The 24,749-nt window shown below is 73.3% G+C and carries 21 protein-coding genes; 17 read left to right on the top strand and 4 right to left on the bottom strand.

Going from position 1 to position 24,749, the window contains the following annotated elements:
• Positions 1 to 52: 52 nt before the first annotated feature.
• The 3 genes from ACIQVT_RS21930 to ACIQVT_RS21920 all read left to right on the top strand — a co-directional run bounded on the left by ACIQVT_RS21930 (position 53) and on the right by ACIQVT_RS21920 (position 3,895).
• Positions 53 to 1,276 carry an arginine deiminase gene (locus tag ACIQVT_RS21930; protein ID WP_403756231.1) on the top strand — a complete coding sequence of 408 codons (1,224 nt, stop codon included), beginning with the start codon at positions 53 to 55 and terminating at the stop codon, positions 1,274 to 1,276.
• A 62-nt stretch (positions 1,277 to 1,338) separates the two neighbouring features.
• Complete coding sequence (gene argF, locus ACIQVT_RS21925) at positions 1,339 to 2,346, top strand: ornithine carbamoyltransferase (RefSeq protein ID WP_403756227.1); 1,008 nt, start codon at positions 1,339 to 1,341, stop codon at positions 2,344 to 2,346.
• Positions 2,347 to 2,446: 100 nt separating this feature from the next.
• Positions 2,447 to 3,895, top strand: coding sequence for an amino acid permease (locus ACIQVT_RS21920; RefSeq protein ID WP_403756221.1), 1,449 nt, complete (start codon positions 2,447 to 2,449; stop codon positions 3,893 to 3,895).
• Here ACIQVT_RS21920 and ACIQVT_RS21915 read toward each other — a convergent pair.
• Positions 3,855 to 4,292 carry an ATP-binding protein gene (locus tag ACIQVT_RS21915; RefSeq protein ID WP_403756217.1) on the bottom strand — a complete coding sequence of 146 codons (438 nt, stop codon included), beginning with the start codon at positions 4,290 to 4,292 and terminating at the stop codon, positions 3,855 to 3,857. The genes ACIQVT_RS21920 and ACIQVT_RS21915 overlap by 41 nt on opposite strands.
• A gap of 202 nt (positions 4,293 to 4,494) precedes the next feature.
• Here ACIQVT_RS21915 and ACIQVT_RS21910 point away from each other — a divergent pair, with 202 nt between their 5' ends.
• Both ACIQVT_RS21910 and ACIQVT_RS21905 read left to right on the top strand, forming a co-directional pair.
• Positions 4,495 to 5,322, top strand: a complete 828-nt coding sequence (locus tag ACIQVT_RS21910) for an enoyl-CoA hydratase family protein (protein ID WP_403756214.1) — start codon at positions 4,495 to 4,497, stop codon at positions 5,320 to 5,322.
• 5 nt (positions 5,323 to 5,327) lie between these two features.
• Complete coding sequence (locus tag ACIQVT_RS21905; RefSeq protein ID WP_403756211.1) at positions 5,328 to 7,646, top strand: bifunctional salicylyl-CoA 5-hydroxylase/oxidoreductase; 2,319 nt, start codon at positions 5,328 to 5,330, stop codon at positions 7,644 to 7,646.
• A 42-nt stretch (positions 7,647 to 7,688) separates the two neighbouring features.
• Here ACIQVT_RS21905 and ACIQVT_RS21900 read toward each other — a convergent pair whose 3' ends face one another.
• Entirely contained in the window at positions 7,689 to 8,501 is an 813-nt protein-coding gene (locus ACIQVT_RS21900) for a PaaX family transcriptional regulator C-terminal domain-containing protein (RefSeq protein WP_403756208.1), read from the bottom strand.
• On the bottom strand, positions 8,498 to 10,108 hold the full coding sequence (locus tag ACIQVT_RS21895; protein WP_403756205.1) for an AMP-binding protein: 1,611 nt from the start codon (positions 10,106 to 10,108) through the stop codon (positions 8,498 to 8,500). The genes ACIQVT_RS21900 and ACIQVT_RS21895 overlap by 4 nt, the downstream gene beginning before the upstream one ends.
• Positions 10,109 to 10,300: 192 nt before the next feature.
• Between ACIQVT_RS21895 and ACIQVT_RS21890 the strand changes: the two genes are divergently transcribed.
• From ACIQVT_RS21890 to ACIQVT_RS21880, 3 genes are all read left to right on the top strand, one after another.
• Entirely contained in the window at positions 10,301 to 11,431 is a 1,131-nt protein-coding gene (locus ACIQVT_RS21890) for an acyl-CoA dehydrogenase family protein (RefSeq protein ID WP_403756200.1), read from the top strand.
• Complete coding sequence (locus ACIQVT_RS21885) at positions 11,428 to 11,826, top strand: RidA family protein (protein WP_403756197.1); 399 nt, start codon at positions 11,428 to 11,430, stop codon at positions 11,824 to 11,826. Before ACIQVT_RS21890 ends, ACIQVT_RS21885 begins: the two co-directional genes overlap by 4 nt.
• A gap of 914 nt (positions 11,827 to 12,740) precedes the next feature.
• Complete coding sequence (locus tag ACIQVT_RS21880; protein ID WP_403756194.1) at positions 12,741 to 13,175, top strand: DUF6299 family protein; 435 nt, start codon at positions 12,741 to 12,743, stop codon at positions 13,173 to 13,175.
• A 62-nt stretch (positions 13,176 to 13,237) separates the two neighbouring features.
• On the opposite strand, the gene ACIQVT_RS21875 is transcribed toward ACIQVT_RS21880, so the two are convergent.
• The gene (locus tag ACIQVT_RS21875) at positions 13,238 to 14,059 is read right to left on the bottom strand and encodes a GntR family transcriptional regulator (protein WP_403756191.1); all 822 of its coding nucleotides are present in this window, start codon (positions 14,057 to 14,059) and stop codon (positions 13,238 to 13,240) included.
• Positions 14,060 to 14,362: 303 nt separating this feature from the next.
• Between ACIQVT_RS21875 and ACIQVT_RS21870 the strand changes: the two genes are divergently transcribed.
• The 9 genes from ACIQVT_RS21870 (at position 14,363) to ACIQVT_RS21830 (ending at position 24,598) form a co-directional block, all read left to right on the top strand.
• The gene (locus ACIQVT_RS21870; protein ID WP_403756188.1) at positions 14,363 to 15,643 is read left to right on the top strand and encodes an extracellular solute-binding protein; all 1,281 of its coding nucleotides are present in this window, start codon (positions 14,363 to 14,365) and stop codon (positions 15,641 to 15,643) included.
• Positions 15,644 to 15,747: 104 nt separating this feature from the next.
• Positions 15,748 to 16,746 (top strand): carbohydrate ABC transporter permease, encoded by a 999-nt coding sequence (locus ACIQVT_RS21865; protein WP_403756185.1) that lies wholly within the window; start codon positions 15,748 to 15,750, stop codon positions 16,744 to 16,746.
• On the top strand, positions 16,743 to 17,573 hold the full coding sequence (locus tag ACIQVT_RS21860; RefSeq protein ID WP_403756182.1) for a carbohydrate ABC transporter permease: 831 nt from the start codon (positions 16,743 to 16,745) through the stop codon (positions 17,571 to 17,573). The genes ACIQVT_RS21865 and ACIQVT_RS21860 overlap by 4 nt, the downstream gene beginning before the upstream one ends.
• Before the next feature lie 7 nt (positions 17,574 to 17,580).
• On the top strand, positions 17,581 to 19,092 hold the full coding sequence (locus tag ACIQVT_RS21855; protein ID WP_403756179.1) for a glycoside hydrolase family 3 protein: 1,512 nt from the start codon (positions 17,581 to 17,583) through the stop codon (positions 19,090 to 19,092).
• Between the two features lie 152 nt (positions 19,093 to 19,244).
• Positions 19,245 to 20,276, top strand: a complete 1,032-nt coding sequence (locus ACIQVT_RS21850) for a phytanoyl-CoA dioxygenase family protein (RefSeq protein WP_403756176.1) — start codon at positions 19,245 to 19,247, stop codon at positions 20,274 to 20,276.
• On the top strand, positions 20,273 to 21,562 hold the full coding sequence (locus ACIQVT_RS21845; RefSeq protein WP_403756173.1) for a DUF6271 family protein: 1,290 nt from the start codon (positions 20,273 to 20,275) through the stop codon (positions 21,560 to 21,562). The genes ACIQVT_RS21850 and ACIQVT_RS21845 overlap by 4 nt, the downstream gene beginning before the upstream one ends.
• 41 nt (positions 21,563 to 21,603) lie before the next feature.
• Positions 21,604 to 22,830: a type III PLP-dependent enzyme gene (locus ACIQVT_RS21840; RefSeq protein ID WP_403756817.1), complete on the top strand. Its 1,227-nt coding sequence runs from the start codon at positions 21,604 to 21,606 to the stop codon at positions 22,828 to 22,830.
• Between the two features lie 11 nt (positions 22,831 to 22,841).
• Positions 22,842 to 23,363: a GNAT family N-acetyltransferase gene (locus ACIQVT_RS21835; protein ID WP_403756170.1), complete on the top strand. Its 522-nt coding sequence runs from the start codon at positions 22,842 to 22,844 to the stop codon at positions 23,361 to 23,363.
• Positions 23,360 to 24,598 carry an MFS transporter gene (locus tag ACIQVT_RS21830; RefSeq protein ID WP_403756167.1) on the top strand — a complete coding sequence of 413 codons (1,239 nt, stop codon included), beginning with the start codon at positions 23,360 to 23,362 and terminating at the stop codon, positions 24,596 to 24,598. The genes ACIQVT_RS21835 and ACIQVT_RS21830 overlap by 4 nt, the downstream gene beginning before the upstream one ends.
• Positions 24,599 to 24,749: the final 151 nt, after the last annotated feature.

The following is a 24,749-nucleotide window of genomic DNA, read 5'->3' as shown; positions in this document are numbered from 1 at the left end:
GGATCGGGCCGGGCAGGGGGTGAACCCCGGCCCTCGTGGTCAGGATGGAGGCATGGCATTCCACGTCGACTCCGAGGCCGGGCGGCTGCGCCGCGTCATCCTGCACCGGCCGGATCTCGAGCTCAAGAGGCTCACCCCCAGCAACAAGGACGCCCTGCTCTTCGACGACGTGCTGTGGGTGCGCCGGGCGCGCGCCGAGCACGACGGGTTCGCCGACGTGCTGCGCGACCGCGGGGTCGAGGTCCACCTGTTCGGGGACCTGCTCGCCGAGACCCTGGCGCTCCCCGAGGCCCGCGCGCTCGTCCTGGACCGCGTCTTCGACGAGAAGGAGTACGGTCCGCTCGCCACCGACCACCTGCGGGCCGCCTTCGACGGGATGGCCCCGCCGGAGCTGGCCGAGGCGCTGGTCGGCGGCATGACCAAACGGGAGTTCCTTGACGCGCACGCCGAACCTGCGTCGGTCCGCTTCCACGTCATGGACCTGGACGACTTCCTGCTGCGCCCGCTGCCGAACCACCTGTTCACCCGCGACACCTCCGCCTGGATCTACGACGGCGTCTCCATCAACGCCATGCGCTGGCCGGCCCGGCAGCGCGAGACCGTGCACTTCGAGGCGATCTACCGGCACCACCCGCTGTTCCGGGCCGAGACCTTCCACGTCTGGTCCCGGGGGCAGGCGGACTACCCCTCCACCATCGAGGGCGGCGACGTCCTGGTGCTCGGCGGCGGTGTCGTCCTGATCGGCATGAGCGAGCGCACCACCCCGCAGGCCGTGGAGATGCTCGCGCACAAGCTGTTCGCGGCCGGCTCGGCGCGCACGATCGTCGCCCTCGACATGCCCAAGCGGCGCGCCTTCATGCACCTCGACACCGTGATGACCATGGTCGACGGTGACACCTTCACCCAGTACGCGGGCCTCGGCATGCTCCGCTCGTACACCATCGAGCCGGGCGTCGGCGAACGGGAGCTGAAGGTCACCGACCACCCGCCGGAGCACATGCACCGGGCGATCGCCGCCGCGCTCGGCCTCGGCGAGATCCGGGTGCTGACCGCCACCCAGGACGTGCACGCGGCCGAACGGGAGCAGTGGGACGACGGCTGCAACGTCCTCGCCGTGGAACCGGGCGTCGTCGTCGCCTACGAGCGCAACGTCACCACCAACACGCACCTGCGCAAGTGCGGCATCGAGGTGATAGAGATCCCGGGCAGCGAGCTGGGCCGGGGCCGGGGCGGGCCGCGGTGCATGAGCTGTCCGGTGGAGCGAGACCCCGTATAGAAATGTGAAGGGTCGTATATGCTTTCAGGGTCATCCGTAGTCGTACGTCTGGAGCGCCCGCCATGGCGACAGTGCCGACGGCCCTCGCCGGCCGCCACTTCCTCAAGGAGCTGGACTTCACCGAGGAGGAGTTCCGCGGCCTGGTCGAGCTGGCCGCCGAGCTGAAGGCCGCCAAGAAGGCCGGGACCGAGACCCAGTACCTGCGGGGCAGGAACATCGCCCTGATCTTCGAGAAGACCTCGACGCGCACCCGCTGCGCGTTCGAGGTCGCCGCCGCCGACCAGGGTGCCCACACCACCTACCTGGAGCCGTCCGGGTCCCAGATCGGGCACAAGGAGTCCGTGCGGGACACCGCCCGGGTCCTCGGCCGGATGTACGACGGGATCGAGTACCGGGGCGACAGCCAGGCCAAGGTCGAGGAGCTGGCGGCGCACGCCGGCGTGCCCGTCTACAACGGTCTCACCGACGACTGGCACCCCACCCAGATGCTCGCCGACGTGCTCACCATGACCGAGCACAGCGCCAAGCCGCTGCGGAAGATCGCCTTCGCCTACCTCGGCGACGCCCGCTTCAACATGGGCAACTCCTACCTGGTCACCGGCGCCCTGCTCGGCATGGACGTCCGGATCGTCGCCCCGAAGTCCTACTGGCCCGCCCAGGAGGTCGTCGACCGCGCCCAGGACCTGGCCGCGTCCAGCGGCGCCCGCATCACCCTGACCGAGGAGATCGCCGAGGGCGTCGCGGGCGCCGACTTCGTCGCCACCGACGTCTGGGTCTCCATGGGCGAGCCCAAGGAGGTGTGGAGCGAGCGGATCACGGCCCTCGCCCCCTACGCCGTCACCATGGACGTGCTGCGCGCCACCGGCAACCCCGACGTCAGGTTCCTGCACTGCCTGCCGGCCTTCCACGACCTCGGCACCGAGGTCGGCCGGGAGATCCACGACAGCCACGGCCTGACCGCCCTGGAGGTGACCGACGAGGTGTTCGAGTCCGCGCACTCCGTCGTCTTCGACGAGGCCGAGAACCGCCTGCACACGATCAAGGCGGTGCTGGTAGCCACGCTCGCCTGACCCGCCTTATCCTGACCGGCGGCCCGGAGCCACCCATTCCGGGGCCGTCGCCGCGCCCGTACGACGGGCGCCCGCACCACCAGAAACGAGCACCACCCGCATGCCCGCTCCCCGCATCAAGTCCCCGCACGTGCTCGTCGCCGAATCCGGCGCCGACCGCGAGGGACACGGCCTGAAGCGCACCATGGGCCTCTTCCAGCTCATCTGCTTCGGCGTCGGCGCCATCGTCGGCACCGGCATCTTCGTCGGCCTCTCCGACTCCGTCGCCCAGGCCGGTCCCGCCGTCGTCGTCTCCTTCGTCCTCGCCGCGATCACCTGCGTCTTCACCGCCTTCTCCTTCGCGGAGCTGGGCGGCGCCATCCCGGTCTCCGGCTCCTCGTACTCCTTCGCCTACGCCGGCCTCGGCGAGACCACCGCCTTCCTGGTCGGCTGGTGCCTGCTGCTGGAGTACGGCATCTCCATCTCGGCCGTCGCGGTCGGCTGGAGCCAGTACGTCAACGAACTGCTGCACAGTCTCACCGGCGGGCAGCTCCCGGCCGTCCTGTCGGCGGGGCCGGGCGACGGCGGGATCGTGAACCTGCCCGCGGTGATCGTCATCGGGATGGCCTCCGTGCTGCTCGTGCGCGGGGTGCGCGAGAGCGCCCGGGCCACCGCCGCCATGGCCGCGGTCAAGCTCGCCATCCTGCTCGCCTTCTGCGCCATCGGCTACAGCGCCTTCAAGGACGGCAACCTCACCCCGTTCTCCCCGGCCGGTCTCGGCGGCATCGGCGCGGGCACCACCGCCGCGTTCTTCTCCTACATCGGCTTCGACGCGATCACCACCGCCGGCGAGGAGGCCAAGAACCCGCGCCGGGACGTGCCCGTCGCGATCCTCGTCTGCATGGGCCTGGTCACCCTGCTGTACTGCGCCGTCGCGGTCGCCGCGATCGGCGCCATCGGCGGCGACCAGGTCGCCGGCCGGCCCGCGGCCCTGTCCTACGTCGTCAACGAGGTCACCGGCTCCGCCGTCGGCGGCGGCGTCATCGCCTTCGGCGCGGTCGTCGCCATCGCCTCCGTGGTCCTCGCCGTGATGTACGGCCAGACCCGCATCCTGATGTCGATGTCCCGGGACGGCCTCGTCCCGGCCGTCTTCGAGAAGGTCTCCCCGAGGACGTCGACGCCCGTCGCCGGCACGCTGATCGTGGCCGCCGTCTTCGCGGTCCCGGCGGCCTTCGCCTCCCTCGACGCCGTCATGAACCTGTGCACCATCGGCACGCTCGCGATCATGGCCGTCGTCAACATCTGCGTGATCGCCCTGCGCCGCCGCGAACCGGGTCTCACCCGCAGCTTCCGCGTGCCGCTCTACCCCGTGGCCCCCGTGCTCGGCGTCGCCTTCTGCCTGTACCTGATGTACGAGACCGGCTGGCGGACCTGGATCCAGTTCGCCGGGTTCCTCGCGGCCGGACTGCTGGTCTACGGCGCCTACGGCCGCCGGCACTCCACGCTGGCCACCGCCGCGCCGGACGCGCTCACGCCGGACGCCGCTGAGCGGGAACCACAGGCAGTCTGAACCACACCGCCTTGCCCGACGGGGTGGGGCGGTGCCCGCACGAGGAACTCAGGGCGCGGATCAGCAGCAGCCCGCGCCCGCCCTCGTCCCACACGTCGGGCTCCTCGATCACCGGCCGGGTCAGATGGCCGGGCGGCGCCGGGTCCGGGTCGTGCACCTCGACCTGGCAGCCGGTCGACGCCAGCTCCACCACCAGCTCTATCGGGCCGCGCCCGGCGGTGTGCTCCACCGCGTTGGCCACCAGCTCGGCCGTGAGCAGCTCCGCCGTGTCGCAGTCGGCCACGTGGTCCACCTCGGTCAGCGCCGTGCGCACCAGGGCACGGGCCACCGGCACCGCGGCCGTGGTGTGCGGCAGCGCGATGCGCCAGGAGGCCGGTCGGGCGGAGCGTTCGTGCAAGGCGGGTCCGTTCGTGGAGCAGGCTGTCCTGCTTTCGACTCAGGAAATGGTACGGGCCCCGCCCGGCGGACCGTCGCCGGGCGTCCTCGACGCCCCCCGGAACCGATCTTGTCGCGCACTCGTGACGACAGTCACGAACCGGTGATAACTTCGTCGAGGAGAGCAACGTACGGCACCGCCCCCCTCCAGGAGGCCGCACGTCATGAGTCCCTTCACCGGCTCCGCCGCCCGCACCGCCGACTGGGCGCACCTGCGCGTCCGGTGCGACGACGGGGTCGCCACGGTCACCCTCGCCCGCCCCGAGAAGCTCAACGCGCTCACCTTCGGCGGCTACGCCGACCTGCGCGACCTGCTCAGCGAGCTGTCCCGGGAGCGCTCGGTGCGCGCCCTCGTCCTGGCCGGCGAGGGCCGCGGCTTCTGCTCCGGCGGTGACGTGGACGAGATCATCGGTGCCACGCTGTCCCTGGACACCGCCCAGCTGCTCGACTTCAACCGGATGACCGGCCAGGTGGTGCGGGCGATCCGCGAATGCCCGTTCCCGGTGGTCGCGGCGGTCCACGGCGTCGCCGCCGGCGCCGGCGCCGTCCTCGCCCTCGCCGCCGACTTCCGCGTCGCCGACCCCTCGGCCCGCTTCGCCTTCCTCTTCACCCGGGTCGGCCTGTCCGGCGGCGACATGGGCGCGGCCTACCTGCTGCCCCGGGTCGTCGGCCTCGGCCACGCCACCCGCCTGCTCATGCTCGGTGATCCGGTACGGGCGCCCGAGGCCGAGCGCATCGGCCTGATCAGCGAACTGACGGAGGAGGGCCGCGCGGACGAGGCCGCCCAGGCCCTCGCCCGCCGCCTGGCCGACGGCCCCGCCCTGGCCCACGCCCAGACCAAGGCCCTGCTGACGGCGGAGCTGGACATGCCGCTGGCCGCGGCCGTCGAACTGGACGCCTCCACCCAGGCCCTGCTCATGAACGGCGCGGATTACGCCGAGTTCCACGCCGCGTTCACCCAGAAGCGCCCGCCGAAGTGGCGGGGGAGGTGAGCCGAGTGACACCGACCGGGGACACGCCGGCCCGAACGGCACCGGGCGCGCGCGCCGCGCGCGTCGCGGTCGTCGGCGGCGGCCCCGGCGGCCTGTACGCGGCGGCCCTGCTCAAGCGCCGCGATCCCGCACGGCAGGTCACCGTCTGGGAACGCAACGCCCCCGACGACACCTTCGGCTTCGGTGTCGTCCTGTCGGACGAGACCCTCGGCGGCATGGCCCACGCGGACCCCGTCGTCCACGAGGCCCTCAGCCGGGACTTCGCCCGCTGGGACGACATCGACGTCGTGCACCGTGGCGTACGGCACCGCTCGGGCGGACACGGGTTCGCGGCGCTGGGGCGGCGCCGCCTCCTGGAGATCCTGCACGCCCGCTGCCACTCCCTCGGCGTGCGGATCCGCTTTTGCACCGAGGCCCCGCACCCGGACGTCCTGTCCGCCGGACACGACCTGGTCATCGCCGCCGACGGTGTGCACAGCACCGTTCGCGAGGCCTACGCGCATGTGTTCCGGCCCCATGTGGCCGAACACCACTGCCGCTACCTGTGGCTCGCCGCGGACACCGCCTTCGACGCCTTCCGTTTCGAGATAGCCGAGACCGAGCACGGCGTGATGCAACTGCACGGCTACCCGTACGCGGCGGACGCCTCCACCGTCATCGTCGAGATGCGCGAGGAGGTCTGGCGGGCCGCCGGCTTCGACGACGTCACCCCGCGCGAGTCCGTCGAACGCTGCGCCAAGATCTTCGCCGACGCGCTCGGCGGCCGGCCCCTGCGCTCCCACCGACCGGCCTGGACCACCTTCCGCACGGTGGTCAACGAGCGCTGGTCGCACGGCAACGTCGTCCTCCTCGGCGACGCCGCCCACACCGCCCACTTCTCCATCGGCTCCGGCACCAAACTCGCCGTCGAGGACGCCGTCGCCCTCGTGGCCCACCTGGAGGAGCGGCCGGACATCCCCGGGGCGCTGGCGGCCTACGAGGAGGAGCGCGGGCCCGTCGTCGCCTCCACCCAGCGGGCCGCCCGCGCCAGCCTGGAGTGGTTCGAGAACCTGCGGCTGTACCTGGGCCAGCCGCCCCGCCAGTTCGCCTTCAACCTGCTCACCCGCAGCCGCCGCGTCACCCACGGCAACCTCCGGCTGCGCGACGCCCGCTTCACCGGGGCCGTCGAGCGCGAGTTCGGCTGCCCGCCCGGCACACCCCCGATGTTCACGCCGTTCCGGCTGCGCGGCCTGACTCTGCGTAACCGCGTCGTCGTGTCACCGATGGACATGTACTCCGCCACCGACGGCCTGCCCGGCGACCTCCACCTCGTCCACCTCGGCGCCCGCGCCCTCGGCGGCGCCGGACTGGTGATGACCGAGATGGCGTGCGTCAGCGAGGAGGGCCGCATCACCCCCGGCTGCGCCGGCCTCTACACCGGGCGGCAGGCCGAGGCGTGGCGGCGCGTCACCGACTTCGTGCACACCCGGGCCCCGGGCACCGCGATCGGCGTGCAGCTCGGGCACTCCGGCGGCAAGGGGTCCACCAAGCGGATGTGGGAGGGCATGGACGAGCCGCTGGACGACGGCAACTGGCCGCTGCTGGCCGCCTCCCCGCTGCCGTACCGGCCGGACGGGCAGGTCCCGCGCCAGCTGTCGCGCGCCCAGCTGACCGACGTGCGCGAGCAGTTCGCCGCCGCCGCGTGGCGGGCCGCACGGGCCGGCTTCGACCTGCTGGAACTGCACTGCGCCCACGGCTACCTGCTCTCCGGCTTCCTCTCCCCGCTCACCAACCGGCGCACCGACGCCTACGGCGGCTCGCTGGAGCGGCGGCTGCGGTTCCCGCTGGAGGTGTTCGACGCGGTACGCGCGGTGTGGCCGGCGGAACGGCCCATGACCGTGCGGATATCGGCCACCGACTGGGCGGAGGGCGGCACGACCGCCGAAGACGCCGTCGAGATCGCCCGGGCCTTCGCCGCGCACGGCGCCGACGCCCTCGACGTCTCCACCGGACAGGTGGTGGCCCGGGAACGGCCGGAGTTCGGGCGGTCGTACCAGACGCCGTTCGCCGACCGCGTCCGGCACGAGGCGCGCGTCCCGGTGATCGCGGTGGGCGCGATCTCCTCCTGGGACGACGTCAACTCCCTGATCCTCGCCGGGCGGGCCGATCTGTGCGCGCTGGGCCGCCCGCACCTGTACGACCCGCACTGGACCCTGCACGCGGCGGCCGAGCAGGGGTACGAGGGCCCCGGCGCCGGCTGGCCCGCGCCCTACCGCGCGGGCAACCGCCCCCCGCGCACCGGCCGCACCGACATCCCCGGGCCCCGGCTGTCCCCGGAGCGCTGAGCCCCGCCGCCCGCCGCGCGGGGACGCCCGGGGCGCCGGGGGTCACAGCCCCGCGAACTGCGCGCCCGCCTCCCGCAGCCGTTCGTGCAGGCCCCGGAAGACCTCCGCCGAACGGGCCCCCGGCCAGTCGGCGGGCAGCAGCCGGGCGGGCAGGCCCGGATCGGTGTAGGGCAGGTGGCGCCAGGAGTCCAGGACGAGGAGGTAGTCCCGGTAGGCCTCCTCGGGCGGGGTGTCGGTGCGTCGCCGCCAGGCGTGCAGCACCGGCGCGTGCGTGTCCAGGAACCGCTCGTGCTCCTTGGCGATCGCGGCCAGGTCCCACCAGCGGGCCACCGCCTCACCGGTCGGCGCGAACCCCAGGTGCTCGCCGCGGAAGAAGTCCACGTACGGGTCCAGGCGCAGCCGGCGCAGGGTGTGCTCCGCCTCCTCGTGCAGCCGGGCCGGGGCGATCCACACCCCCGGGGCCGCCGTGCCGAACCCCAGCCGGGCCAGCCGGGAACGCAGCACGTGCCGCTTCTGCCGCTCCGACTCCGGCACCGAGAACACCGCGAGCACCCAGCCCTCGTCCCCGAACGGCGCGGTGGCGTACACCCGCCGGTCACCGTCGTCCAGCAACTGGCGTGCCTCGGCGGAGAGTTCGTATCCGGCGGCGCCGGTCCCGGTGCGGGCCGGCAGCAGCAGGCCGCGGCGTTTGAGCCGGGACACCGAGGAGCGCACGGACGGCGCGTCCACCCCTACCGCGGCCAGCAGCCGGATCAGCTCGGCGACGGGCACCGGGCCGGGAACGAAGCGGCCGTACGCGCCGTAGAGCGTGACGATGAGGGACCGGGGGGCGTGTTGCTCGGACACGTTGATCATTTTAGGTCGTCGGCATCGTCGCTGGTCACATGGGTGCGCAGCCGGAACCGCTGCACCTTGCCGGTGGCGGTGCGGGGCAGCGCGTCGACGAAGACGAACTCGCGCGGGCACTTGTAGGGCGCGAGTTCCCGCCGGAGGAAGGCGCACAGCGCCTCCGGGTCGCGCCGGGCCCCCTCGCGCAGCACGGTGTATGCCACCGCGATCTGGCCCCGGGCCTCGTCGGGGCGGCCGACGACCGCCGTCTCGGTCACGTCCGGATGGCGCAGCAGCGCGTCCTCCACCTCCGGGCCCGCGATGTTGTACCCGGCGGAGATGATCATGTCGTCGGCGCGCGCCACATGGCGGATGTACCCGTCGGCCTCACGGACACACGTGTCCCCGGTGATGTTCCAGCCGTCCCGGACGTACTCCCGCTGCCGCGGGTCGGCCAGGTAGCGGCAGCCCACCGGGCCGCGTACCGCCAGCAGACCGGGCACGCCGTCGGGCACCGGCCTGCCGTCGCCGTCCTGGACGCGCGCCTGCCAGCCCGGGACCGGGACGCCCAGGGTGCCGGGCCTGATCCGGTCGTCCGCGGCGGAGACGAAGATGTGCAGCAGTTCGGTGGCGCCGATGCCGTTGATGAGGCGCAGGCCCGTGCGCGCGTGCCAGGCCCGCCAGGTGGCCGCGGGCAGGTTCTCGCCGGCCGACACGCAGCGCCGCAGCGAGGACAGGTCGTACCGGTGCACGTCCTCCAGCATGGCGCGGTAGGCGGTCGGCGCGGTGAACAGGACCGAGACCCGGTGCTCGGCGACCGCCGGCAGCAAGTCCCGGGGGCCGGCCCGCTCCAGCAGGAGCGCGCTGGCACCGGCGCGCAGGGGGAAGACGACCAGCCCGCCGAGGCCGAAGGTGAAGCCGAGCGGGGGGCTGCCGGCGAAGACGTCGTCCCCATGGGGGCGCAACACATGCTTCGAGAAGGTGTCGGCTGTCGCCAGCACATCCCGGTGGAAGTGCATGCACCCTTTCGGGCGGCCCGTCGTGCCGGAGGTGAACGCGATCAGTGCCACGTCGTCGGCGGCGGTGTCCACCGCCGGGTACGGCGTCGCGGGCGCCGGGCGGTTCAGGAGGTCGTCGGGGGCGCCGCCGCCGTACGTCGTGATCCGCAGCCCGGGTATCCGCGCCCCTACCAGGTCGTCCACCGACCGTATGTCGCACAGCGCGTGCCCGACCCGGGCGATCCGGCACAGGGTCGTCAGCTCGTACGGGCGCTGCCGGTCCAGCACGGTGACCGCGACCGCGCCCGCCTTCAGCACGGCCAGCCAGCACGCGGCGAGCCACGGGGTGGTGGGGCCGCGCAGCAGGACCCGGTTGCCCGGGACCACACCCAGGCCGGTGGTGAGCACGTGGGCCACGCGGTCGACGTGCGCGCGCAGCTCGCCGTAGGTCCACGCGGCGCCGGCCGGGGTGCGGAACGCCGGGCGGTCCGGGTCGGCGTGGTCCAGCAGCTCCGCGGCGCAGTTCAGCCGGCCGGGATACCGCAGCTCCGGCAGGTCCAGGAGCAGGTCGGGCCAGGTGTGCGGCGGCGGGAGGTGGTCGCGCGTGAACGTGTCGACGTGGGCCGAGCGATGCATGGCGGTCCGCCCCCTTGCCGTGACAGACGTCCGGACGGGCTTCCTCGTGGGCTCGCGTCGGAGCGTATCGCGTTGATGACGGGAGTCAACGGTGCGCGATAACGTCGGGGAGGGGCGCAACCCGATGCCCCGCCTCGCGGGACGACGGGACGCCGGTGGCGGCCCGTCCACGGATGACGGGGAGGACCGGCGGTGTCCGCATTCTCGCTCGGGCCGGAACAGGACGCCTGGTGCGCGGAGTTGCGCGCGCTGGCCGCCGGACGGCTGCGCCCGCTCGCCGACCGGGGCGAACCCGGCCGCGTCAACCGGCCGCTCCTCGCCGAACTCGGCCGGCTCGGACTGCTCACCCGGCTGTTCGACTCCGGCGCGCTCGACCTGTGCCTGATGCGCGAGTCCCTCGCCCAGGCCTGCACGGAGGCGGAGACCGCCCTCGCCCTCCAGGGCCTGGGCGCCCACCCGGTGCACGCGCACGGCACCCCGGCCCAGCGGGGACGCTGGCTGCCCCGGGTCGCCGACGGCAGCGCCGTCGCCGCGTTCGCGCTGAGCGAGCCCGGGGCCGGTTCGGACGCGGCGGCACTGGCCCTCGCGGCCGAACCCGACAGCACCGGCTGGCGGCTCACCGGCGCCAAGTGCTGGATATCCAACGCCCCCGAGGCCGACTTCTACACCGTCTTCGCCCGCACCACACCCGGCGCCCGCGCCCGGGGCGTCACCGCCTTCCTGGTCCCCGCGGACCGGCCGGGGCTCACCGGCAGCCCCCTGGAGATGATCTCCCCGCACCCCGTCGGCGCCCTCCGCTTCGACGCCGTGCCCGTCACCGCTGACGACGTGGTCGGCGAGCCCGGCCGCGGCTTCGCCGTTGCCATGGACACCCTCAACCTCTTCCGCCCCAGCGTCGGCGCCTTCGCGGTCGGCATGGCGCAGGCCGCGCTGGACGCCACCGTCGCCCACACCGGCCGCCGCGAGGCGTTCGGGGGCCGGCTGATGGACCTCCAGGCCGTCTCCCACCAGGTCGCCGAGATGGCCCTGCGCACGGAGGCGGCCCGACTGATGGTGTACGCGGCGGCCTCGGCGTACGACGCGGGGGCCGGCGGTGTGCCCCGGCGCGCCGCGATGGCCAAACTGCTCGCCACCGAGACCGCGCAGTACGTCGTCGACATGGCGGTCCAGCTGCACGGCGCCCGCGCCCTGCGCCGCGGCCACCTGCTCGAACACCTCTACCGCGAGGTACGCGCGCCCCGTATCTACGAGGGTGCCAGCGAGGTGCAGCGGGGCATCATCGCCAAGGAGCTGTACGCCACGGCAGCCGAGGAGGCCCGGTGACGACCGAGCGCGTCGACCCGCCCGAACTGTCCCCGCCCACGGGGTTCTCGCACGCCGTCGTCGCGACCGGTTCCCGCGTGGTGTTCCTCGCGGGCCAGACCGCGCTCGACGCCGCCGGCGAGGTCATCGGCGACACCCTCCCCGAACAGTTCGGGACGGCGCTCGGCAACCTCCTCACCGCCCTGCGCGCGGCCGGCGGCACCCCCGCCGACCTGGCCCGGGTCACCGTCTACGCCACGGACGTCGCCGCGTACCGCGCCCACGCCCGGCAACTGGGCGCCATCTGGCGCCAGCTGGCGGGCCGTGACTACCCGGCGATGGCCGTCGTGGAGGTCGTACGGCTGTGGGACGAGCGGGCGTTGGTGGAACTGGACGGGTTCGCCGTACTGCCGTAGGGGACCCTGGCCTTCCGCGTCCCTCTGGGCACCCGGCCCTCCAGGCTTCCCGACCCTACGCGTTCCTGGGGCCCCCGGCCCGCTCGGTCCCCCGACCTCCCGGTCCCTTGGCCCCTGCCCTCCGGGTCCCCGCCTTCCGGGCCCCTGGGCCTTCCGTTCCCTGCACCTTCCGGCCCCCGGACTTCCCGGGTCACCAAACTTCCCGGGCCCCCGGCCCCCGGTCCTCCCGCTCCCCGGGCCCCCAGCCCTCCCGGACCCCGGGCCCCCAGCCCTCTAGTCCCCGGCCGTCCTGGTCCCAAGGGCCCCGGCTCTCCTGGTCCCCAGGGCCCCCTGGCCCTCCTGATCTCCGGGTCCGCCCAGCCCCCGGGCCCGCTCGGCCTTCCAATTTCCCGGGCTCGCGGCTCCCTGGGTCTCCGGGCCCCCCCGGGCCTTGGGGGTCCGCCCGGCCTTCCAATTTTCCGGGCCCCCGGCCTCCTTGGTCGCCGGGCCCCGCCCCCCGGTGCCCTTGACTCCCGGCCCCCCTAGTCCTCAGGGTCCCCGGGCACCGGCCCTCCTGGTCTCCCGGGCCCCCGGCCGCCAGGCCTTCCGGGCCGCCGGGCCCCCAGCCCTCCCGGCCCCCGCCCTCCCGGCCCCCGCCCTCCCGGCCTCCCGGCCCCCGCCCTCCTGGCCCCCGGGGCCCCCAGCCTCCTGGCCCCCGCTCTCCTGGCCCCCGGGCGCCCGCCCTCCTGGCCCCCGACCTCCTGGTTCCCGGTCCCCTGAACCCGGCCCTCTGGGTCCTTGGCCCCCGGGCCCCCGTCCGGCCGGTCCGGTCGGTGCTGGGACGCGCCACCGATGGGGTGATGGTCACGCTCGTCGGCCCGGCCGCCGGGTACCAGTGGATTCCTCGAATTCGCCCGAACCGGGAGGTATCCCTCATGCCCCTGCGTCCCGCCCTCGTCACGGCCCTAGGGGTCGCCGCCCTGCTGTGCGTCGCCGCCGTCCCCGCCTCCGGGGTCACCGCCGACCCCGCCGAGACGGTCACCGTCGACACCGTCGGCCGGCTCGGGTCCGGCAACCTGGTGACGCTCTCGGGCACCTACCGCTGCGCCGAAGGCACCGGCCCGGTCTTCGTCAGCTCCTCGGTCAGCCAGGCCGACCCCCGGCTCCGGTACGGCATCGGCGGCGGCCTGGCCCGGTGCGACGGCGCCGAGCACCGCTGGGAGAACTCCGGTCAGGTCTCGGCGGAGGCGCTGAGGGCCGGGGCGGCGCACGTCGAGGCCACCCTCACCGAGCTGCGCCCCTCGGGCTTCCTGCTGCTGCCGGCCTTCCACGCGGTGACCGGCCAGGACGTCACGCTCGTCCAGGAGTGACACCGGGCGTCACCCGACACCCAATACGCGCCGTCCGCCGGTCCGCGCGGCCACGGCACCGATCAGGCCCAGCCGAACCCGTCCCGCTCCACGGGGACCGTCCTGCGCCGGACCACGGGGGCGCCGCCCGGCCGGTGCAGGGCGGCGACGAACTTGTAGCGCGAGCCCCGGTACACCGAGCGCACCCACTCCACGGGCGAGCCCTCCGCGTCCCGTGAGTGCCGGGACAGCAGGAGCATCGGCAGTCCCACGTCGGTGCCGAGCAACTGCGCCTCGCGCGGGGTCGACAGCGAGGTCTCGATGGTCTCGTCGGCCTCGGCGAGATGGACGTCGTACACCTCGGCCAGCGCCGTGTACAGCGACGGGCAGCCGGCCAGGCAGCGGCGCAGGCCGGGGAAGCGCCGTACCGACAGGTGGGTCGTCTCGATGGCCATCGGGTCGCCGCTGGCCAGCCGCAGCCGCTCGATGCGCAGCACCCGTTCGCCGATCCCGATGCCGAGCAGGCCGGCCAGTTTCTCGTCCGCGGGCACCTCGCCGACGTCCAGCGTCTGTGAGGCGGGGGTGAGGCCCTGCGCCCGCATGTCCTCGGTGTGCGAGGTGAGTTGGAGCGTGCGGTACAGCTTGGGCTGGGCGACGAAGGTGCCCTTGCCCTGGATCCGGTCGAGCCGGCCCTCGCCCACGAGTTCCTGGAGCGCCTGGCGGACGGTGGTCCGGGAGGTGTCGAACCGGACGGCGAGCAGCCGTTCCGCGGGCATGGCCGAACCGGGCTGGAGCGCCTCCGCCATGCTGAGGAGCTGTTGCTTGATCCGGTAGTACTTCGGCACGCGCGCGGTGCGGCCGGGTACCCCCCTGTGCGGCTGGGCGCTGCTGACGTCGGTGGTCATGCCTGCCTTCCCGGCTGTGTCGATGGGCTCCCGTTATAGCGACCAACTGACCTATGGTCTAGTCCAACTGACCCGTCCGGGCGAACGCGGCCGAATGCGGACGGACGCGCTCCGGTGTCTTTCTCGTAACGGCCGGGAGCGGCTTTCCGAACCACCCTTGACACTCCAAAAGGTCTAGGCCAAGCTCCACCCTACTGGTCTACACCATTAGTGGCCAGGTCCCGAGCCCTACGTGCAACAGCGTCGTACGCAGGTCACCGCCGAGGGCGTGGGGGGATAAGTGGCATCCCTGAGGAGGGTGGCGTGAAGCGCAAGCTTGCGGCCGCGATCGTGATCGCGGGCATGATGGTCTCCGTGTCGGCGTGCGGCGGAGACGACGGCGACGACAACGGCAAGAACGCCGGACCGGACAGCTTCAAGGGGCAGACGCTGACGGTCTGGGCGATGGACGGCTCCACGCCGGACCAGTGGTCCAAGGACGTCACGGCCGCCTTCGAGAAGAAGACCGGCGCCAAGCTGAAGTTCGAGACCCAGAAGTGGGACGGGATCCAGCAGAAGATCACCACCGCCCTCTCCGAGTCCACCCCGCCGGACGTGCTGGAGGTCGGCAACACCCAGACCCCGGCCTACGCGGCCACCGGCGGACTCGCCGACCTGAGCGACCTCAAGCAGTCGATCGGCGCCGACTGGACGCCGTCGGTCTCCCAGTCCTCGGTCTACGAGGGCAAGCAGTACGCCGCTCCCTGGTACTTCGCCAACCGCGTGGTCATCTACAACAAGAAGATCTGGGCGAAGGCCGGTATCAAGGACACCCCCAAGACCCGGGACGAGTTCTTCCGGGACCTGGACGCCATCGGCAAGAAGACCGACGCCGAGCCGCTCTACCTGCCCGGCCAGAACTGGTACTTCTTCGACGGCCTGACCATCGGCCAGGGTGCCGACCTGGTGAAGAAGGACGGCGGCAAGTACGTCTCCAACCTCGGTGACGCCAAGGTCACCAAGGCCATGGAGATCTACAAGAAGTACGCCTCCTACTCCAAGGCCCCCAAGGACAAGGACGAGGCCACCCCGCAGCAGGCCGAGGTCTTCGCCAAGGGCAAGACCGGCGCCTTCATCGGCATGGGCTGGGAGGCCGGCACCGCCGTCACCGCCAACAAGGCCATCGAGAAGGACCTCGGCTACTTCACCATCCCCGGTGAGACCGCCGACAAGCCCGAGGGCGTCTTCCTCGGCGGCTCCAACCTCGCCGTCGCCGCCGGCAGCAAGAAGCAGGCCCTGGCCAAGGAGTTCCTGAAGATCGCCCTGTCGGACCAGTACGAGGGCGAACTGGCCAAGCTCAACGGCGTCATCCCGAACAAGAAGTCCCTGGAGACCAACCTCAAGGGCAACGCCGTCGCCGAGGCCGCCGCCCCCGGCGCCGCCGTCGGCGGCACCACCCCGCTGATCCCCGAGTGGGGCGCGGTGGAGAACGCCCCCAACCCGATCAAGTCCTACATGACGGCCGTGCTGAACGGTAAGTCCCCCGCGGACGCCGCCAAGCAGGCCGAGGGCGAGATCAACAAGCGCCTGGCCCAGCAGAACTGAGGACCCCAGCCGGGGGCGCCACGAGGGGGCGCCCCCGGCCCGCGCATGCGCCGTGCCACGGGCACGGCCTGGTTTTCGTACGGCCACGGAAGAGATGGCAACTGATGTCAGTGCAGACCGAAGGCACGGACACGGCCGGGGAGCCCGCTGTCCGCAAGGCCCGGGTGCCGGCCCCGCCGCGAGGTGACGACCGCACCCCCGGCGCCCCGTCCCGGCGCGGCACCGCCGCCCCCTACCTGCTCCTGCTGCCCGCGCTGCTGGCCACCGTGGTCCTCCTCGGCTGGCCCCTGGTCAAGAACGGCATGCTGTCGTTCCAGAACCTCAACCCGCGGCAGCTCATCCTCCACCTCACCGAGTGGAACGGTGTCGACAACTACCGGGAGGTGCTCACCGGCGGGGAGTTCTGGCACGTCGTCGCGCGTTCCATCGTCTTCACCGCCGTCAACGTCGTGCTGATCATGGGAGTCGGCACCCTGACCGGCCTGCTGCTGGCGCGGCTCGGCGCGAAGATGCGACTGCTGCTCATGATCGGCCTCGTCCTCGCCTGGGCCATGCCGGTCATCGCGGCCACCACCGTCTACCAGTGGCTCTTCGCCCAGCGTTTCGGTGTCGTCAACTGGGTCCTGGACAAGCTCGGCTGGCACTCCATGGCCGACCACAACTGGCTCCAGACCCAGTTCTCCACCTTCGCCGTGATCACCCTGCTCCTCGTCTGGCAGTCCGTGCCCTTCGTGGCGGTCAACCTCTACGCCGCGACCACCACGATCCCGCGCGAGCTGTACGAGGCCGCCTCCCTGGACGGCGCCGGCGCCTGGCAGAGCTTCACCTCGGTGACCCTGCCCTTCCTGCGGCCCTTCCTGTACGCCACGACGTTCCTCGAAGTGATCTGGATCTTCAAGGCGTTCGCGCAGATCTTCGCGATGAACGAGGGCGGTCCCGACCACCTCACCGAGACCCTGCCGATCTACGCCTTCGTCGAGGGCGTCGGCAACCAGCACTTCGGGCTCGGCGCGGCGATCTCCTTCCTCACCATCCTGGTTCTGCTCGCCGTCACCTCGTACTACCTGCGCATGGTGCTCAAGCAAGAGGAGGACGAGCTGTGAAGCGCTCGCTCTTCGGCCGGATCTGGCCCAACGCGACCGCCGTCGTCCTCTTCGTCGGCTTCGTGTTCCCCGTCTACTGGATGTTCGCCACGGCCTTCAAGCCGACCGGCGACATCATCGCCGACGACCCGGTGTGGTTCCCGGCGCACGCCACCCTCGAACACTTCAAGAAGGCGGTCGACGCCGACCACTTCTGGACCCTGGTGCTCAACTCCGTCACCGTCACGGTCCTGTCGGTCGTCTTCTCGCTCGTCATCGCCCTGCTCGCCGCGTTCGCCCTCGCGCGCCTGCGGTTCAAGGGCCGGCGCGGGCTGATCGTGACGTTCATGCTGGCGCAGATGGCTCCCTGGGAAGTCATGATCATCGCCATCTACATGCTCGTCCGCGACAACGACATGCTCAACAGCCTGGTGCCGCTCACCGTCTTCTACACGATGATGGTGCTCCCGCTGACCATCCTGACGCTGCGCGGCTACGTCGCCGCCGTGCCGAAGGAGCTGGAGGAGTCGGCGATGGTCGACGGCTGCACCCGCACGCAGGCCTTCGTCAAGGTCATCTTCCCGCTCCTCGCACCCGGCCTGATGGCGACCTCGCTGTTCGGCTTCGTCACCGCGTGGAACGAGTTCCCGCTCGTCCTGATCCTCAACAAGGACATCGAGAAGCAGACCCTGCCGCTGTGGCTGTCCCAGTTCCAGACCGCCTTCGGCGACGACTGGGGGGCCACGATGGCCGCCTCGTCGCTGTTCGCGCTGCCCATCCTGATCCTCTTCATCTTCCTCCAGCGCAAGGCAGTCAGCGGTCTCACCGACGGCGCCGTGAAGGGATGACGCCCCGATGACCACCATCCCCACCACCGCCTCCGGCAGCGGCTCCACCGCGGGCGACACCCTCGCCCGGGACGCCCTCGCGGTGCTCCAGCCCGGCTTCGACGGCACCACCGCCCCCGACTGGGTGCGCCGCCGCATCGACGAGGGCCTCGCCTCCGTCGCCCTGTTCGGCCGCAACGTCGTCAGCGAGGAGCAGGTCACCGCCCTCACCGCCCAGCTGCGCGCCGAACGCGACGACCTGCTGGTCGCCATCGACGAGGAGAGCGGCGACGTCACCCGACTCGACGTGCGCACCGGCTCCTCCTTCCCCGGCAACCACGCCCTCGGCGCCGTCGACGACCCCGGCCTCACCCGGGCCGTCTCCCGCGAACTGGGCCGGCGCCTGGCCGCCTGCGGCGTCAACTTCGACTGGGCGCCCTCCGCCGACGTCAACGCCAACCCCGACAACCCCGTCATCGGCGTCCGCTCCTTCGGCGCGAGCCCCGACCTGGTGGCCCGGCACACCGCCGCCTGGGTCGAGGGACTCCAGTCCACCGGCGTCGCCGCCTGCACCAAGCACTTCCCCGGGCACGGCGACACCAACGTCGACTCCCACCACGCCGTACCCCGCATCGACGTCGACGCCGACACCCTCTACGCCCGCGAACTGCCGCCCTTCCGCGCCGCCATCGCGGCCGGCACCCGGGCCGTCATGAGCGCGCACATCCTCGTCCCGGCCCTCGACCCGGACCGCCCCGGCACCCTGTCCCGGCGCATCCTGACCGAGCTGCTGCGCGGCGAACTGGGCTACCAGGGCCTCATCGTCACCGACGGCATGGAGATGCGCGCCATCTCCGGCACCTACGGCCTGGAACACGGCGTGGTCCTCGCCATCGCGGCCGGCGCCGACGCCATCTGCGTGGGCGGCGGACTGTGCGACGAGCGGACCGTGCTGAACCTGCGGGACGCGCTCGTGGCCGCCGTGCGCTCCGGCGAACTGCCCGAGGAGCGGCTGGCCGACGCGGCCGGCCGGGTGCGGGCGCTGGCCGCCTGGACCGCCGCCGCCCGCGGTGACGCGGAGCGCACCCCGGCCGACCCGGAGATCGGCCTGGTCGCGGCCCGCCGCGCGCTGGCCGTCACCCGCTCCGGCGCCGCCGCACCCCTCACCGCCCCCGTCTACACCGCCCAGTTCAACCCGGAGCCGAACATCGCCGTCGGCGACCAGACCCCCTGGGGCGTCGCCGCCGAACTCCAGCGGCTGCTGCCCGGCAGTGCCGCCGGCTCCTTCACCGGCGAAGACGCCGGTGCCGCCGCCCTCGCCGCGGCCGGCGGACACCGGATCGTCGCCGTGGTCCGCGACGCGCACCGGCACGACTGGATGCGCTCCGCGCTCGACACCCTGCTCACCGCCCGCCCCGACACCGTCGTGGTCGAGATGGGCCTGCCGCAGGACCCGCCCCGCGGCGCCCTGCACATCGCCACCTACGGCGCCGCCCGCGTCTGCGGCGTCGCGGCGGCCGAGGCCGTCGTCGCCGGCTGATCCCCGGCCGCGCCGGGCCGCCCGCCCCCGGGCGGGCGGCCCACTCCTGCCTCCCCGCGGCACCCGGCGGCCCACCGCGCTCCGGCGCTTGCCACCGGCACATGTCTCACGCCCGACCCGAAGGTGTTCCCGTTCCACCCCGGAGTGATCGCATGCAGACACCCGCCCCCTACCTGCACCGAGCGGCGACCGGCCGCCCCTACTTCAGCGCCGACGGCGAGACCTACCTCGCCCCCACCCCCCTGCGCGACCTCGAGAAGACCCAGCCCCTGCGCGTGCTGTCCGAGGAGGACCTCGCCTTCTGGCAGACGTACGGCTACGTCGTCGTCCGCGAGGCCATCACCCCCGGCGAGGCAAAGGAACTGCTGGACTTCGCCTGGGAGTTCCAGGGCCTGGACCCCGACCGTCCCGACACCTGGTACACCGAGCCGGAGTTCCGCTCCGAACTGGACCGGCACCTCTACATCTACGGCTTCGTCGAGGCGTACCACCACCAGCTGCTCTGGAACAGCCGCCAGAACCACCGGGTCCACGGCGCCTTCGCGGACGTCTGGGACAGCGACGAACTCTGGGTCACCCTGGACCGGCTCAACCTCAACCCGCCCAACCGGTCGACCCGTTCCCGGTCCCTGATCGAGCCCACCGACGAGGGCTTCGACATCGAGCTGCACTGGGACGTCGACACCACCCTCGCGGTGCTGCCGCAACGGGTCCAGGGCATCATCGCGCTCAACGACACCCGGCCCGAACTCGGCGGCTTCCAGTGCGCGCCCGAGCTCTTCCGCCGCTTCGAGGAGTGGCGCGTCGCCCAGCCCCCCGGCCGCGACCCGGTACGGCCCGCGATCGACCGCTCCGAGTTCCCCGTCGTCCGCCCCGACCTCCAGGCCGGCGACCTGCTGATCTTCAACGGGCTGCTCGCCCACGGCGTCGCGCCCAACCTCTCCGACAACGCTGTCCGAGCCGTCCAGTACCTGTCGATGATGCCCGCGCTGGAGGAGCACACCACCCTGCGCGACTCCCGCGTGGAGTCCTGGCGCACCCTCGCCACCCCCGACTGGAACGCCACCCTGCTCGGCGACGCCCGCACCCCCGAGGCCCTGCGCTACGGCCCCGCCGAACTGGACGGCCTCGGTCGCAGGCTGCTCGGCCTCGACTCCTGGGCCCCCGTGGCAGGCGACCGGTGAACCGCGTCTGCCTCGCCCTGCCCACCAACCGGTCCTGCTCGCCCACCCTCACCGCCGTACACGCCGAAGCCGTGTACGCCGCCCGCCACTTCGGTGCCGACGTCCAGCTGCTCGTCCTGGACTCCGCCGACGAGCGCACCCGGGCCGGGCACGCCCGCACGGTCGCCGCCCTGCCCCCGGAACCGGGCGTCACCGTGCACCACCTCGACGAGGAACGGCAGCGCGCGTGGCTGCGCCGCACGATCACCCGCGCCGGCCTGCCCGACCCCGACCGCCTGCTCCGCCTGATGCTCCCGTCCGCCGTCTCCTACGGCGCCTGCACCAACCGCGCCTTCCTGCTGGCCGCCGCCCTCGGCTGCCACTCGGTGCACCGCAGGGACTCCGACAGCGCCTACCAGGTCCACGCCGGCGAACCGGTGTTCCCGGTCCACCACGAGTTGCCCTGGCTGGGCCGGCCCGCCGCCGACGCCTCGGCCGCCGGCACCGCCACCGACCTCGCCCCGGCCCTGGCGCACCGCCCGGTCTCCCTGGCCGGGGCCTCCTTCATCGGCGAACTCTCCGTCGACATCGCGGAGATACGCCGGCTGGACGAAACCGTCTACCACGACGTGGTCGGCCTCTGGGCGCCCGGCGACTGGCCCGAGGAGCGCACCCGCGCGCTGGTCGAGGAGTCCTTCACCGGCGCCGGCACCGCACCCTTCACCGGGGACCGCTCCACCCTCACCGTGGTCGACCCCATGCGCGTCGACATGTGCAACGTCGCCTTCGACCGGTCGGTCTACGAACGCGTCCCGCTGCCCCCCGCCACCGACACCATCGGCAGCGACTACTTCCTCCTCCACCTCGTGCACGACGCCCGACTGCCCGGCATCCTGCACAACCGGCACATCGCCAACTTCCACACCCCCGAACGCCGCACCGACACCGGATTCCCCGCCTACCAGCGGCGGTTCGTGAAGTTCCTGCTGTCCATGCTCTACTTCCACCACGTCTACGACCGGATGGCCGCCGAGGGCGACCGCCTCCTGGACGCCGGTTCCCGCGTCCGCCCCGAGGCCGTCACCGCCCTGCTGCGCGAGAGCACCGGACTCGACCGCGCCGAGAACCTCTGGCGGCTCGACCGCGTCGACACGGCATACCGCAAACTCGGCGGACGGTACGCGGCCTTCGCCGACCGGCTCGCGGCGGAACGCGGCCGGTTACTCGACACGGCCGAGTCCGACATCGCGGCCTTCGCCGACCTGACCGAGGCCTGGCCGGCACTCGTCGAGGCGGCCCGCGCATGAACATCCCGCACCGGCAGGGGGAACCGCGCCCGCGACCGGACATGGACGGCCACCGCGCACATCTCCCCGGCACCCGCGGCGACACCCTCGCCACCGCGCTGGCCGACGCGGACACGGACCGCATCGTCTACGACCTCGGCGGCGTGGCGCGTCAGTACGACGAGCTGCTGGCCGAACTGCCCGGGACCCGTGTCCACTTCGCCCTCAAGGCATGCCCCGTGGACGACGTCCTGCGCCTCCTGGCCGCCCGCGGCGCCGGGTTCGACGCGGCGAGCCCCGCCGAGATCGCCCAGGCCCTCGCCGCCGGCGCCCCCGCCGGCCGCGTCCACTACGGCAACACCGTCAAGTCCGACCACGACATCGCCGAGGCCCACCGCCTGGGCATCCGCGACTTCGCCACCGACAGCGTCGAGGACGTCACCGCCATCGCCCGGCACGCCCCCGGCGCCCGCGTGTTCTGCCGCCTCGCCACCAGCGGGCAGGGCGCCCTGTGGGGCCTGAACCGCAAGTTCGGCTGCACCCCGGACGACGCCGTCCGCGTCCTGGAGACGGCCCGCGCCGCCGGGCTGACCCCCGCCGGACTGTCCGTGCACGTCGGCTCGCAGCAGATGACCGGCGAGGCCTGGCAGGAGGCGTTCGACACGCTCGCCGGGACCCTGACGGCGCTGGCCGCGCGCGGGATCGCACCGGACCACGTCAACCTCGGCGGCGGGCTGCCCGCGCTCGGCTACCGGGACCGCCACGGCGAACCCCTAGACCCGCCCCTCGACAAGATCTTCGCCGTCATCCGCGAAGGCACCGACCGCCTGCGCGGCCTCACCGCCGCCCCCCTCGCCGTCGTCATGGAACCGGGCCGCCACCTCGTCGCCGACCACGGCGCCGTCCGCGCCCACGTCCTGCGGCTGACCCGGCGCCGGCAGCCGGACGGCGAGGACAGCCACTGGCTCTACCTGAGCTGCGGGAAGTTCAACGGCCTGTACGAGATGGACCAGGTGACGCACCGGCTGGTCTTCCCCACCCACCACGAGGACACCGACCACGTCCGGGCGGTCGTCGCCGGCCCCACCTGCGACAGCGACGACGCCTACGGCGGCGGCCGGCACCCCGTCCCGGTGCCCCGCGCCGCAGCCTCCGGCGACCCCGTCTGGATCCTCTCCGCCGGCGCCTATGCCACCAGCTACACCACCCAGGGGTTCAACGGCATCGACCCGCTGCCGTGCGTCTGCGTGCCCGGCACCACCCCCGACGCCCCCGCAGCACGGCACTGAAAGGACACCCCATGCGCATACGGGGGATCACCGAGGCCGACTGGCCGCGGCTGGCCGCCCTGGAGAGCGAGGCGTACACGGACCTCTCCCTCGCGGAGGGCGAGGAACTGCTGCGCTCACGGGCCCGCGCCTCGGCCGGCACCTGCTTCGTCCTCGACCACGACGGCCGGCCCGAGGGCTACGTCCTCGCCCTGCCCTACCCGCCGTTCCGCTGCCCCGACCCGGCCCGCCCCGAGCGGACCGTCCACCGCACCACCAACCTGCACCTGCACGACCTCGTCGTCAGCGCCCCGCTGCGCCGCCGCGGGCTCGGCACCCGGCTCGCACACCACCTGGCCGGTGCGGCCCGCGCCCAGGGCTTCGCGACCATGTCGCTCGTCGCCGTCGCCGGCAAGGAGGCGTTCTGGCGGGCCAACGGCTACCGCGCCCACCGCACGGCGCCCGTCCCGCCGGGTTACGGCGCCGACGCGGTCTACATGTCGGCCGCGCTGGCCACCGCACCCCGCCCGCACCAGGCCCGGGAGGCCGTGTGACACCCGAACCCTCCTTCACGCGCGCCAAGTGGTCCATCGCGGCGCTGTTCTGCTTCCTCGGTCTCCAGTACGGCACCTGGGTCGCCCGCCTGCCCGCGCTCAAGACCCGCCTCGACCTGGGCGCCGGCGAGATCGGCCTGCTGCTGATGGCCTGCGGCGCCGGCGCGGCGGCCTCCTTCCCGCTCGTCACCGCCCTCATGCGGCGGCTCGGCTCCCGGCGCCTGTCCCTCGCCTCCGCCGCCTGCCTGATCGCCGTCCTGGCCGCCCTGTCCGTCGTACCGGACTACCCGCTCGCGCTGCTCGTCGTCGCCGTCGACGGCGTCGCGGTCGGCTGCCTCAACGTCGCCATGAACGCGCAGGGCGCCGCGCTGGAGAGCGCCCACGGGCGTACGGCCATGTCCCAGCTGCACGCCACCTTCAGCGGCGGCCTGCTCGCCGCCGCGCTGATCGCCTCCGGTGTCACCGCCCGGACCTCCTCCGTCACCGCCCACTTCGCGCTGGCCGCGGCCCTGCTGCTGCTCCTGCTCGGCGCCGCCCGCCCGGGCCTGCTGGCGCACCGGGAACCGGCCCCCGCCGCCGGTGACGGGCCGGCGCGGGCCGCCCGCCGCCGCCTCCCCTCCGGCACGACCCTCCTCCTGGGCTGCGCCATGGCGTTCGGCACGATCACCGAGGGCGCCATGAACGACTGGTCGACGCTCTACCTGAAGGACGAGGTCGGGGCGTCCGCGGCCGTCGCCCCGCTCGGCATCGCCGTGGTCTCCGTGATGATGCTACTGGCCCGCCTCCGGGCGGACCGCTGGCGCAGCCGCTGGGGCGACGGACGCGTGGTCCGCGCCGGCAGCGCGGTGGCCGCCGGCGGCCTGGCCGTCGCCCTGCTCACCGGGGGAGTGGTGCCCACGCTGCTGGGCTTCGCCTGCGTCGGCCTCGGCGCCGCGGCGATCACCCCGTGCGTGTACGTGGCGGCGGCCGGACACGGCTCCGGCGCCCTCGCGCTGGTCGCCGCGATGGGCACCACGGGCCTGCTGGCCGGCCCCGCCCTGATCGGGTTCGTCGCCGGCGCGGCGAACCTGACGGCGGGCATGGCCACCGTCGCCGTCTCTGCGCTGATCGTCACCCTGACCGCCCTGCGCATCCCGTGGCGGACCCACGCCACCGACCCCGAACCCACTCCCGGAACCGACCCGGAGCCCGACCCCGGCCACCTACCGGGCGAGGCCCCGGCCCCGGCCGGGTGACGGGGGGAGCGTAGGGGCCCGGCGGGTACCCCGGCGACGCGATTCCGGCACTGGTCGGGGGAGCGTACGGGTCCGGTGGGGGTCGGTGGTGCGTTCCTGGCACCGGCCGACTGTTGGGGGAGCGCACGGACCCGGCGCGAACCGGCGTCGC

The sequence above is a fragment of the Streptomyces sp. NPDC100445 genome (assembly GCF_044759735.1).
In the GTDB taxonomy this organism is placed as follows: Bacteria; Actinomycetota; Actinomycetes; order Streptomycetales; family Streptomycetaceae; genus Streptomyces.
The sequence above is the reverse complement of the archived record's forward strand: the minus strand, read 5'-3'. Positions and strand labels throughout refer to the sequence as shown.